Annotated in this window: 9 protein-coding genes and 1 riboswitch; all 9 genes read right to left on the bottom strand. The window is 42.7% G+C overall.

The features are described from left to right. Positions 1-108: 108 nt before the first annotated feature. Positions 109-1,152, bottom strand: a complete 1,044-nt coding sequence (locus tag AA0Y26_RS20355) for a fatty acid desaturase (RefSeq protein WP_413363838.1) — start codon at positions 1,150-1,152, stop codon at positions 109-111. Between the two features lie 407 nt (positions 1,153-1,559). Next, positions 1,560-2,045 carry an N-acetyltransferase family protein gene (locus AA0Y26_RS20360; RefSeq protein ID WP_413363839.1) on the bottom strand — a complete coding sequence of 162 codons (486 nt, stop codon included), beginning with the start codon at positions 2,043-2,045 and terminating at the stop codon, positions 1,560-1,562. Between the two features lie 57 nt (positions 2,046-2,102). Continuing rightward, entirely contained in the window at positions 2,103-5,528 is a 3,426-nt protein-coding gene (metH, locus tag AA0Y26_RS20365; RefSeq protein ID WP_413363840.1) for a methionine synthase, read from the bottom strand. Further along, positions 5,521-7,362 carry a bifunctional homocysteine S-methyltransferase/methylenetetrahydrofolate reductase gene (locus AA0Y26_RS20370; RefSeq protein WP_413363841.1) on the bottom strand — a complete coding sequence of 614 codons (1,842 nt, stop codon included), beginning with the start codon at positions 7,360-7,362 and terminating at the stop codon, positions 5,521-5,523. Before AA0Y26_RS20370 ends, metH begins: the two co-directional genes overlap by 8 nt. A gap of 101 nt (positions 7,363-7,463) precedes the next feature. Then, positions 7,464-7,563: riboswitch (SAM riboswitch) on the bottom strand. 188 nt (positions 7,564-7,751) lie between these two features. Beyond that, positions 7,752-9,137, bottom strand: a complete 1,386-nt coding sequence (gene hemG / locus AA0Y26_RS20375) for a protoporphyrinogen oxidase (RefSeq protein ID WP_413363842.1) — start codon at positions 9,135-9,137, stop codon at positions 7,752-7,754. A gap of 398 nt (positions 9,138-9,535) precedes the next feature. Continuing rightward, positions 9,536-10,828, bottom strand: a complete 1,293-nt coding sequence (locus AA0Y26_RS20380; protein WP_413363843.1) for a protoglobin domain-containing protein — start codon at positions 10,826-10,828, stop codon at positions 9,536-9,538. Between the two features lie 277 nt (positions 10,829-11,105). Beyond that, entirely contained in the window at positions 11,106-11,606 is a 501-nt protein-coding gene (locus tag AA0Y26_RS20385) for a chemotaxis protein (RefSeq protein ID WP_413363844.1), read from the bottom strand. A 134-nt stretch (positions 11,607-11,740) separates the two neighbouring features. After that, positions 11,741-12,583: a tetratricopeptide repeat protein gene (locus tag AA0Y26_RS20390; RefSeq protein WP_413363845.1), complete on the bottom strand. Its 843-nt coding sequence runs from the start codon at positions 12,581-12,583 to the stop codon at positions 11,741-11,743. Then, a complete protein-coding gene (locus tag AA0Y26_RS20395; protein WP_413363846.1) occupies positions 12,583-13,470 on the bottom strand; it encodes a LysR family transcriptional regulator in 888 nt (295 codons plus the stop codon). Before AA0Y26_RS20395 ends, AA0Y26_RS20390 begins: the two co-directional genes overlap by 1 nt. Between the last annotated feature and the right edge of the window lie 44 nt (positions 13,471-13,514).

Raw genomic sequence — 13,514 nt, forward strand, 5'->3', positions numbered from 1 at the left:
CCTCTTCAGTTACTAAACTATTTTTACTTTAGAAAATAAAAGTGCAGACAAAGTTGACGGCATCAACTTTGCCTACACTTCTTATAATTAAATCATTTACTTTAGCTATTACGCAGCTTTAGAAGAATGCTTTGAACGCTGCGCAATAATTTCTTCTGCTTCCTTGAACGTTACAAATTTCTTTTGCTGTGGATCATACAGCTTATAGCGGACGGATTCAAAACTTGTCGTTAATGTAATCGTTGTTGCCCGCTGCAATGGCGGAACAGCTTCGTGTGCTGCCTCTAAATGGTAATTAGGTACACGCGGCGATAAATGATGCACGTGGTGGAAGCCGATATTGCCCGTGATCCACTGCAAAAGCTTCGGCAGCTTATAATACGAACTGCCTTCAACAGCTGCCTTCACATAATCCCATTCTTCGTTGTATTCGAAATAGGAATCTTCATACGTGTGCTGAATATAGAACAGCCATATACCAAGTGCTCCTGCAATAAACAGCGTAACACCATAAACTAAAAGAACTGCCTGCCAGCTTGTCAGCCACACAAGAGAGCCTAAAACAATTACCATAGCCAGCGTCGTTAGATGAGTATTGATTCGTTCTTTCTTCTTCGCATCACTGCGGTTGAAACGGTTCAGCACAAGAACCATATAGATTGGCCCAAGTCCAAACATTACAAGCGGATTCCGGTAAAGACGGTAACCGAAACGTCCCAGCTTTGATTTTTCCATGTATTCCTCAACCGTTAACATATCGATATCCCCGATACCGCGCTTGTCCAAGTTCGAGCTCGTTGCATGATGAATTGTGTGCTCGCGCTTCCATTTTTCATACGGGAAGGAAGTCAATACACCTGTTACAAACCCCACGTAATCGTTCGCTTTTTTACTTTTGAAAAATGAACCGTGTGTACAATCATGGAAAATAATGAATGTTCGTACTACAAAGCCAGCCGCCACAACACTACAAGCAACAGTCAGCCAAGGAGAGAATTGCAATAAATAAAAACCTGCAATCCACGCAACTAATAAAGGTCCAAGTGTGTTCACCATTTGCATAATGCTTTTACGTCTCTCCGACTTAGCAAATGGTGCCACCTCTTTTCTTAATTTTTTTGTTTTCTCCGCATCTGTAAGGATGGTTGTCATATAATCCCTTCTTTCTTACTGTTAATTCGCTATCACTAGCATAATAAGAAAGTGGTAGGACCACTAGAAGCAAACATCATTTTTTTTATATGACAGTTGTCATATGACACAACAAAATAGACGAGGGTAGACAGCCTGTCCTATTGATCAACCCGTTTATTGAAAGGAAGCGGCTTGCTGACATAGTATCCGGCATTCTTCGACTATATAAGCTGTTCCATCCCCTGCTGTGACCCTCAACATTCAGGTGCTTTATCCTCGTAAAAATGCGGTGACAATTGTCTCGCCTTTAGCAGAAATACGAATTTCATTCACTAAGGAGCGGGCAATTTTCAGGCAGCCAATCCGGGCTATTATATTTTTCTAATATACTCGATATAGGAAGAAGTATATATTGCACCTGTTATTTATAATTCTAACTGGTACATGTCTAAATCAAGCCATTTTTCAAATTTATAACCTACATTCTCAAGCGTACCTTTGTAGGTAAAACCAAGCTTTTCATGCATATATTTGCTGCCATCATTGCTGGCATCAATACAAGCAATCATCGTTTTATAATGCCGGGCTTTTGCTTCTTCGATCAACTGGAGCATCAACGCCTTTGCGATGCCGCGTCTTTGAAAATTTTCATGTACATAGACAGAGTTTTCGATTGTATACTGATATGCAATATGCGGACGGAATTTTCCATATGTAGCATAGCCCCCTACTTTCCCATCTACCTCATAGATAAGTATCGGCTCTCCTGCCTCTACCTTTCCATCAAACCATGCCATACGTTCTTCAAATGTTTGTTCCTCATATAAATAGATAGCTGTACTATGGCAAATGTTATAGTTAAAAATTTCCAGTATATCAGCTACATCTTCACGTGTTGCTTGTCTAATCATTCTTCTTCCTCCTTTTAATTGAAAGAAGCTCCTGCTAAAGCAGGAGCAGTGAACTTATTATACATTAAAGTATCTTGCATCAGGATGGGCAAAAACAATTGCCGATACACTTGCTTCCGGCTCCATCATAAACCCTTCCGTCAAGTGAACATCTATATCCTCTGGTTTCAACAGCTTGAACAGTTTTTCTTGATCTTCGAGGTTTGGACAAGCTGGATAGCCAAAGCTAAAGCGCTGTCCTTGGTATTTTGCTGCAAAGCGGTCGCGCATCGTAAAATCAACATCATCCGGGAAACCCCATTGGTCGCGTATTTCCTGATGAATACGCTCTGCAAATCCTTCAGCAAGCTCTAGTGCGGTCGCTTGCAGAGCATGACTTTCGAGAAATTTCCCTTCTTCCTTTAACATACGTGACTTCTCAGATACACCGTGCCCAGCTGTTACAACCATCAGCGCAATATAATCCATCTCACCGGATTCCTTTGTTTTCAGGAAATCCGCAAGGCATAGATGAGGCGTTTTTGCCTGACGAGGGAAAGTGAAACGCTCGATTTCTGTGACACCATCTTCCGCATAGACTACTACATCATCTCCCTCAGCCTGCGCCTTGAAGAATTGATACATACCCGACGGCTTTAATGTCGTATCGTTCAAGTAGCCATCAACAAGCTCTTTTAGCTGTACAGCGCGCTCATCACCCTCGGCAATAGCCTTTTCTACATTGGCCTTAAAACCTAAATGGTGGCCGATTAATGTACGCATATTCACATACGGATATAAATGTGAGACCGCATAGTCCCGCTTCACATGGCGTATAAGATCTTTGGGTTCAAAGACAGATGCATCCGCTACAGTGCGGACCGGTTTCGGCATCTCAGCAACCGGGCGCTGCGTACGTTTACTGTCTGCCTCTAATCGTTTTTCAATGGAAGCCCTTAATTCCTCTTCAAGCTTCCCGCGCTCTGTTGGATTCACAAGACGGTTTGCCATCTCTAATCCTTCCATCGCATCTTTCGAGTAAATGACAGGACCCTCATAATTTGGCGCAATTTTTGTTTCTGTAAAGCGGCGTGAAAGAGCGGCTCCTCCTACCATGATCGGAACATTAATGTCTGCTTCCTTAAAGTCTTGGGCAGTCAGGACCATCTGCTGAGCAGATTTAACAAGCAGACCGGACAATCCTACAAAATCAGGCTTTTCCTTTCTGATGGCCTCAATCAATTCTGCCGGTGTTACTTTAATGCCTAAATCCACTACCTTAAAGCCATTGTTCGACAGGATAATATCGACTAGATTTTTCCCGATATCATGCACGTCTCCTTTGACAGTGGCCAGCACCATTTTGCCCTTGCTCGCTGAGTTCTCGGATTTTTCCATGAACTGTTCAAGATGCCCTACCGCCGCCTTCATGACACCTGCGGATTGCAGTACTTCTGCAACGATTAATTGATTATCATTGAACAGGCGCCCTACTTCAGCCATGCCTTCCATTAACGGTCCATTAATAATATCAAGCGGGGCATCAAACATTTCCAATGCTTGATTTAAATCATCGATCAAGCCTTCCTTCGTTCCTTCCAGTATGTAGTAAGCCAAACGCCCCTCTACTGTTTCAGGTAAAGATACTGCTGTTTTTTCCTTCTTTTTATCACGATAGAATTCTGTAAAATCCGCCAGTGTCTGATCATTCGTGCGGAAAATGAGATCATTCGCCAGCTTAATTTCTTCTTCTGGAATAGATGCATAACGCTCCAGCTTTTCCGTATTAACGATTGCGTAATCAAGCCCTGCCTGTGTACAGTGGTATAAATAAACTGCATTCAGTACTTCACGGCCAACCGGCGGCAAACCGAATGAAATATTACTTACACCAAGTACCGTCAATGTCCGTGGCAGTTTCTCCTTAATCAGGCGTATGCCTTCAATCGTTTCTTCTGCTGCACCGATATACTGCTCATCCCCTGTACCTACCGGGAACATAAGCGGATCAAAAATAATATCTTCCGGAGCCAGCCCCCATTTTTCCGTTAATAGTTGATAGGAGCGCTCTGCCACCTCAAGCTTGCGTTCACGGGATACGGCCATTCCCGTTTCATCGATCGTCCCCACCACAACTGCTGCCCCGTATTTTTTCACAAGCGGCATAACAGCGTCGAACCGTTCTTCTCCGTCCTCTAGGTTAATAGAATTGATAATTGCTTTTCCCTGACAGAATTTCAGTGCTTCCTCCATCACCTTTTCGTCCGTCGAGTCAATGACAATAGGCACCTTTACCTTCTTCACCACTTCAGGCATAAACTGGCGCATATCCTCTACTTCATCACGGTCTGGGTTTGCTAGGCAAATATCAACAACATGGGCACCGTTCTTTACTTGTGCACGAGCTATTTCAGCAGCCTCTTCAAACTTACCGTCGATAATCAGCTGCTTAAATTTACGAGAACCGATTACATTTGTCCGTTCTCCAATAAAGAGCGGACGCATAGAATCGTCATACTGCAGCGGTTCAATACCTGATACAGCATGACCATGTGTCTGCTCTGGACGTTTACGAGGTATGTAGTCCTCCACTGCCTCGCGGATAGCGGCGATATGGGCAGGTGTTGTTCCGCAGCAGCCCCCCACAATATTCAGCCATCCTTTTTCTGCAAAGCCCCGCAATTTTTTCGAAAGTGAATCCGGGGTTTCGTGGTAGCATCCTTCTTCATCCGGAAGCCCTGCATTTGGGTAGCAGCTGACATAGCTTGTCGCAAGCTCTGACAATGAACGGATATGGTCTGTCATGAACTCCGGACCTGTCGCACAGTTCAAGCCTACTGACAACGGATTGATATGTTCAATGGAAATGTAGAACGCCTCGATTGTCTGTCCAGCAAGCGTCGTACCCATAGGTTCAATTGTTCCGGAAATCATGACAGGAAGCTCTACACTTAACTCATCAAACGCTCGCTTGATACCAACTGTCGCAGCTTTTACATTCAGCATATCCTGGCTCGTCTCTAATAGGATAAGATCTGCCCCCGCTTTAACAAGAGCATGCGCCTGCAGGTAGAAGTTTTCTTCAAGTTCCTCAAATGTAATGCCCCCTGTTACAGAAAGCGTTTTTGTTGTGGGCCCCATCGCCCCCGCTACAAAACGCGGCCATTCTGGAGTTGAAAACTCCTCAGCTGCTACTTTCGCCAATTCTACAGCACGTACATTGATTTCCTCAGCTTTATGGCCAAGCGCGTATTCATTTAATACAATCGGTGTTCCGCCAAATGTATTTGTACAGATGATGTCTGCCCCTGCCTCTAAATAGGCCTGGTGTACCTTCTTAATAACATCAGGGCGTGTGAGTACTAAATTTTCATTACAGCCATCGAGCTCTTCCCCACCAAAGTCCTCCGGTGTCAATTGTTCGTTTTGCAGCATTGTGCCCATTGCACCGTCGATGATTAATATTCGCTTTTCAAGTTGTTCATAAATGGGATGGTTAAGCATTTGTCTGTACTCCTTTATACTGTGCATCGAGTTCTTTTACGTAATCCATCAGCTGCAAGGTCATATCGTATCGCAAAAATGGTGTAATCAGATAAATACCATTGAAGTATTCACATGCTGTATCGAGCAGTTCCTTCGCAATCGCGACACCTTCTGCGGCTGCCTTCTCCTTGTCTTCTCCGCACGCTTTCATTCGAGCCAGCACTTCTTCTGATAACTTGATTCCCGGTACTTCATGATGTAAGAACTCCGCACTTCTGAATGATGTCAGCGGCATAATACCAATGTAGATCGGTGCTTCTAAATTCTTTGTCGCTTCATAAATTTCGATTATTTTTTCCTTTGAGTAAACAGGCTGAGAGATGAAATAATCGCAGCCATGCTCTAATTTTTTCTCTAAGCGTGCGACAGCACGGTCCACTACCCTGACATTCGGATTAAATGCTCCTGCCACCGAGAAGTTAGCCTGTTTGCGAAGCGGTTTACCGGAAAACGAAATACCTTCATTCAATTGTTTAATGAGCGACATTAACTCCATAGAAGAAACGTCGTATACACTTGTTGCTCCTGGGAAATCCCCTACTTTCGTCGGATCCCCGGTTACAACTAAAATGTCATGCAGTTCTAAAGCGTCCAGCCCCATTAAATGTGATTGAAGACCAATCAAGTTTCTATCCCGACATGTGATATGCGGCAGGGAGCGCACTCCTTCCTGTATGAGGATAGATGCCATTGCGATGTTACTAATCCTTGGAGACGCTAGAGAATTATCTGCCATCATGATGACATCCGCTCCATTTTCATATAATTCCTTGGCTCCTTTTACAAACCCACCAATCTCTAAGTGGCGAGGTGTGTCTAGTTCCACAATCACCGAGCGTTCGCGTTTCGCCTTTAGATGCAGCGGTTCATATTTAGGCGGCTCCGGCACACGGACGAATTCAGTCGTTGCCGGCATCGTCTCTTTTTCCTTTAGCGGTGTAAGCTTTGATAACCGCTTTTTTGCTGCTTCAATATGCTTCGGTGTCGTTCCGCAGCAACCACCGATTAGACGGACCCCCTGCTTGACCAGCTCCTCAGCAGCGCGTGCAAAATAGTCAGCTTCGGATTCGTATACCACGCGCCCATCTTCTACATCTAGAAGAGAAGCATTTGGATAGGCCGATAAGTAAGCATGCTTCGGAAGCTCCACTTTTTCAAACGCCTGAATTGTATGAAATGGGCCAAGACGGCAGTTACTGCCCACAATATCCGCTCCTAAAGCCTCAAGTTCAAGAAGGGCTGTACGGAATGAAATACCTCCCTGTAAAATGCCTGGCTCATGCATAGATACTTGTGCGATAATCGGCTTATTTGTCATTGCACGAACAGCTTTGACAACTGCCTGTATTTCCTCAAAATCATAGAAGGTTTCTAGTAAAAGACCGTCCACCTCTCCGTCAATTAGCACACGTGCCTGTTCGCGAATAGCTGAAGTAATCTCTTCAAGCGTTGCATCGCTTTTACGAATTCCCCGTATGCCTCCAATCGTTCCTAAAACGAATACGTTATCCCCTGCAGCTGTTTTCGCTAATCCAACAGCTGCTTCGTTAAACTCCTTTACGCGATCTTCGTAGCCGTACCGAGCCAATTTTATCGAATTTGCTCCGTATGTATTCGTTTGAATGATATCTGCTCCTGCAGTAATATATTGCTCATGGATTTTTTGCACTATTTCAGGCTTTGTCACATTCATCTCCTCGTGACAGTAATCCAGCCCGTAAGAATAAAGCAGCGTGCCTATTGCACCGTCAGCTGTTAATACCCGCGTTTCTAAAGCTTCAAGCAAGCCCATTTGTATCCCTCTTTTCTTTAACCGAATTGCAAAACTTTTCAGTCATTTCTATCTAAAAGAAAAAGCCCTCTTTTAACAAGAAGGCTAAGAATCGTAGTCCCTTCTCATCTTTCGGCATCTGCCGGCTGGATTTAGCACCTGACTTTAGAGCTGGTTGCTGAAGCTTCATCGGGCCAGTCCCTCAGCTTCTCTCGATAAGAAATATATTGAATTTTGTCAACAATTAAAAGAATCATAACGTTATCTGAAAGAGACGTCAAGACGTTTTACAATAGTAAACGTTTTCATGGCCAATTTATTGGTTTTCTGGATATAGGGCTATTTTTCTACCATAACTGAGTTTTTCAAAAAAGCTCAAGGAAGGATTCATTATCCTTCCGAGCTCTCTATTATTGCAAAGCAGCTAGGATGCGCTCTGCTGTTTTCTTACCGTTTTGGATACATGCTCCAATCCCTACACCAAAATAGGAACAGCCAGCAAGCAGCAAGTTCGGGTAGTTCTCCTCCAGGTCTTTCAACAATACAGACAATGCTTCATTATGTGCAAGGTCATACCGTGGCATTTGGTCAATCCATTTCGCGACATTTACGACTGTCGGTTCATCATCAATTCCTAGACTTACCTTTACATCATTTCGCGCTACTTCCAGCAATTCTTGATCCGTCATAGCCGCAAGTTCCTCATAGCGGGGATTTACATTTTTATAGAATAGACGCACAAGCAGGTTTCCATCATGCGATGTATGCTTCCATTTTCGGCTCGTCCATGTAGAGGCATCACATACTAAGTCACTATTGTGAGAAACAATAAAGCCCGTACCATCTGCTGGTAATACGCTGTCTGGCACATCGAAGCCAAGATACAACGTGATAGCCGAAGCTGTAGTGAAACGCTTTAGATTTACTTTTAGCTGTTCATCTGCCAGTACTTTCTGCACCGTTGTATTAGGTACAGCGAGCACAACGACATCAGCGAGCACTGTTTCATGCCCAATATCTATTTTATAGCAGCCATCTTCTTTCATCACACTGTGAATCTCTGTATTCTTCATGAAGTTCACTTCCGGCAGATTTGCTTCCAGCTGATCAATCAATGCTGAAAGCCCGTTCCGGAAGGAAATGAATTTTTTATTGGCAGCCTTCTCAAATTGTTCACGGTTTGCTTCGAACCCTTTGATAATACTGTCGTATTCATTTTTATAATCAACAAGATACGGTAGAGTAGAAGCGAGAGAAAGCTGGTAAAGATCTCCGGAATAAACACCTGCAAGTACAGGGGCAATCTGTTTCCTTACAATTTCCTCCCCTAGGAAATATTCAAGAAATTCCCCAATCGAGCTTTCTTTCGTAAATCCTGTATTCGGCATTTCTAAATCTTTCAGGGCCCGCTTCTTTCCTTCTTCTGAAATAAGTGTACTAGCCTGCAGCGAATCAATGCTCATCGGAATACCAAATGTAGACCCTGCTGGTATTGCATGCAATTCGTTATTTGTATGGATATAGGAAATCCCTGTCTCGTTATAAACAAGCTCTGATTCAAAATCAAGCTCCTTAACCAGCTCAAGCACCCCAGGATGACGTGCGACAATGGAATCTGCCCCTGTCTCCATGATAAAGCCGCCTTCATATGCTGAATGAATCTTACCGCCCAGATATTCATTGCGTTCAATTAAAATCAATTCCGCCTCGATGCCTTTTTCCTGCATTTGGCGTTTTACATAGTGCATCGTACAAAGACCTGTAATCCCACCGCCTACGACTACAACTGTTTTCATATATACCTCTCCTATATGTTCGAAATAACCTGCCTCTAGTATAAACTTTTTTCAGGATGAATACGTGAATGTTCTATTACAAATTAAAGAAAAAAGTATCCTTCCAAAAGATAGGATACTTCAGAGTGAAGACAACGTCGTTTTTTGACTTTGTCTTTACGTTTTTTAGGTAACTTTATAAAATAACGGTTTACTCAGCCTGTCTTGAAAACGCTTGCCAGACAAGGCGCGCCGACAAGTGAAGACGCGAATAGAACCTAAGTTCATGCGCGGACGAGCGAGGCAAGCAACGCTGGATGAGAGCCTTTGTCAACAGGCTGAAGTATCCTTCCAAAATATAGGATGCTTTTCATAACAGCCTTGATAGATGGAGATCCACACCCCTCCTCGGCTGCCTATTATTTACTTAGTTCATGGGAAATACATGCTAATTCGTCTGCTGAATGTGCCACTTTTTCAAATGAGACAGACAATTTATCAATTCCCTGCCCCAAGAGTTCAATTTCTTGCCCTATCAAGCCGTTCTGCATTTTTGTCTCACGCATTGATCGCAGAATCTGAGAAAATTTCCGCTCTGTCTGAAGCATTCCTTCTCCACCAAATTGCACAGCTTCCTGTATATGATTGAGCGAAGCTTCTAACTTAACTGTACGCTCATTTGTATCGTGCAACAATTCTCCCACCGTATCAGTTGATGATTTCGTCTGCTCAGCTAGTTTTCTTACTTCATTGGCTACTACCGCAAAGCCTTTTCCTGCATCCCCTGCACGTGCTGCTTCAATAGAAGCGTTAAGCGCCAATAAGTTCGTTTGGGTAGCAATATTTGTCACAATCGACATCACACTTTCCATTTGCTTCGTCATTTCCGTCAAACGGTCAATATCACGAGTAATCTCCGTTACCGAGGAAGTAATATTCTCCATATTAAGAGATTGTGCTTGCATTTGGCTTTGGCCGTCAAGTGCCTGTTGTTCTGTGCCATTTGAAATCTCACCTGCACGCTTTGCATGAGATGTAAGCTCATCCATTTGTGCAATGAGTTGTTGATAAGCAGCATTTGTTTGTTCAGAAATATAAGCTAGATTTTCCGATGATTCAATAATTGCTCGCCCTATATCCTGCTTCTGCTCCTCATCCGCCCGCCTCGTCTCCTCTACATAAGCTTCAAATGCTTCCAACACCAGCTGTTGCTCCAAGTTTAAAATTTTTGAAATAGCTGCTAACGTGCTGAATTGGTCTTCTATATGAGAAATGTTCATCTTAACATACTGCATGAATGATATATTCAAATTTTGAAATGCCGCGATATACCATTGGGTAGGCAAGCCAATATGCACATGCACCTTCGCAATGCGCTCTCGCTTGTGAAGGAATGGCGCGTCAATGATGCCGCCAAACATTTCATAAATATGCCCTTTCAACGTAACTTTCAAGCGTTCAATTGTACTATGATTATCAATGATTTTAAGTAAATGCGGCTCTATCTGCAAAGATCGATAAAAACTATCTACAATTTCATCTATATTCTTTTCTATATACGGCTGAAACGCCTGAAGGTATTTTAGATCTGTCTCTGTCAGCATGAGCATAGCCAGCTGTTTTTTTATCTTTGGCTGATTATCTATTTGAATTTTCACCTGCATAGAATCTAGGTTGATACGCTCTAGATGTGATGTCTTTTTAAAGAACATACAATACACCACTTTCAATAAATTTACATACTTACACTAGATTACTATGTTTCTCCCTTAATTCAAGACAAATTCACACCCGTGTGTAAAATTAAGGAAATAGTCTTATATTATTCTGTAGTCATAAACAAATATAACTGAGTGAGTCGATAATACCACTATAAAACAACTCATCAATATTACTTTAGATTCACTTTTATTCAAAATAAGAAAACAACCTACTGTTTTCCTCAAAAAAATTGTACACTCCTCTCATTTCAAAGGAGTGTACATTTCGTTACAAAGTTGAAAGCTTTTCTATCATAGTTTTCATCTCGACTTCCAACGAAGCAGAACGTTTTTCTAAATAACCGATTCGATCATCGGCACGATTCAGTATCGTACTATCAGGCGCTAGCATTTTTACGACATCCCATGTAAATAAACGTAACGTCCGCAGTCCTGCCTCCAGCTTTCGTACTTCTTTACCCCATGTCAGCACAGTCTGATCATGTGTTTTTTCTTTTTTTATTTCTCTCCGATTTTCATAAATCATTTCATCCATTTTATCAAATCGTATCTTTTGCTTTTCCTCCATCCGCTCAAGCTTACCGGCATACTTTCCTTTCTCCGCCCGATCGATGCCCGCTTCTTTAAACCCTTTCAAATAACCGACGATAGTACTTAGCTCTGTTAGATCCTCTTGCTGTTCTGCTAAAATTCCCCGCAGAGTCTGAATGTGTTCTTCATTATATGAAGCCGTTTCTTTTGTTACAGTAGGTACCGCAAATAATAGCATGATAAAACCTCCTTATTCATCTTCTACTACAACACTATTAGCCTGTTTGATGATAGTTGTAAACATTCTGCTGCTTCTTTATAATCGCTTCTCTATTATTCACATAATGAAGAAATGCTATTCTCTCTCAGCGTTCACCATTCCTGCGCTGCCTCTTCAAGCTGGGCATCGGCAGCAAGAAGCCACTTTCTCGATTCTTCTTCGTCTCTCGGCACACATTCTCCTGCTTCAAATAAATCTGCGAGATTCATCTTTGCCTGATAATCGCCAAGGAGGGCTGCCTGCTTATAATAGGTGATAGCCTTTTGTCCGTTCTGCGCTACTGCAATTCCCTTTTCATATAGATAGCCCAGATTATAGATAGCATCTATATGAAATTGCGCTGCTGCGCGTTCAAACCACTCCAGCGCCCTTTCATTATCTTGTTTTTTTCCTAGAAGACCTTCTAAATAAATACTTCCTAGACGATATTGTGCATCATCATAGCCGCCAATTGCTGCCTGTTCATAATACACATAGGCCTGTTTTTCATCTGGCGTGGTTCCTAGTCCCTGTTCATACATGATGCCCAATGTAAACATTGCCTCCACTATCCCCTTTTCTGCTGCGTAGATAAACCATTCTAGCGCTCTTGCTTCATCTACCTCCACAGATTCACCATTTAAATACATATCAGCAAGGTTATTTGCTGCATCTGCATGGCCCTTTTTTGCCGCCTGCTCATACAGCTCGAATGCACGTTTCTCATCAATATCTGTTCCGTCACCTGCGTAATAGCAATTCGCCAATTCATATTGTGCCGGAGCATATTCCTGCTTCGATGCTTCCTGAAGCCACCTAACGGCTTCACTTTCTCGTTCTTTCTCTTTTAATCGCATAGCAATAGTGAACATTGCCTCTGCATTTCCCTCTATGGCCTGTACAGCCGTGCTGTGCAGCTCTTCCCCTATGAGTTCAAATAATGATTGTTGGTCCATTATGACTCTCCTCTAAAATAATCAATTAAATACTGTTTAAATTCATTTGCAGCCGGCGATAAATAACGGCCCTTCGCCCAAGCTACGCCAATTTTCCGCCGGCATGCAGGTGAGCTCACTGAAATTTTCTTTACATTAAAATGTTCAAGCCCCTTAATATGGGGGATAAGGGATACGCCAAGACCTGCTCCAACGAATCCCGCTATTGTATGCATCTCTTCTCCCGAAAAAGTAGTTTTTGCCGTGACACCTGCCTCTTTCAAAAATTGATCAACAATTTGACGTAAAGAATTCCCGCGCTTTATTGAAATAAACGACTCATCTTTTATCTCCTGGAGCTCAATAGTATCTTTACTTGCCAGATGATGATTTAAAGGGACAATAACAAATAATTCTTCACTCCAAAGGTCCACCCACTCGATATCGATGAGTTTTGACTCGATGTCCTGCGATAGGCAAAGATCGATTGCCCCTTCTTCCAGGCGCTTTAGTAGATTAAGGGATGTAGCCTGTGTTAAGGAAAACTGCATATGAGGGTATTTTTGCGGCACTGTAGCCATGAGTTCAGGAACAACTTCCATACCAAGTGTATGAATAAAGCCGAACGCTACCTCTCCATGTCCTGGAGTGGTGATATCCCCAAATTCCTGCATAATTTTGTCGTATTCAGCTAATATAATATCGACACTTTCTAGAAATAAAATGCCATAGCGATTCAAATAGATCGAGCGTCCTTGCCTGTCAAAAAGCGGTACGCCAAGCTCTTGTTCGATATTGCCAATTGACTTGCTGAGTGCAGGCTGCGAGATGCTGAGTTTTTCTGCTGCACGGGTCATATGCTGTAGATGTGCGACAGTTTTAAAGTACTGTAATTGCTGAATTTCCATGAGAAAATGTCTCCTTTTAATTCATAACTAAAAGATATCGAAAT

It is taken from the genome of Lysinibacillus canaveralius, assembly GCF_047301505.1.
GTDB lineage: Bacteria > Bacillota > Bacilli > Bacillales_A > Planococcaceae > Lysinibacillus_B.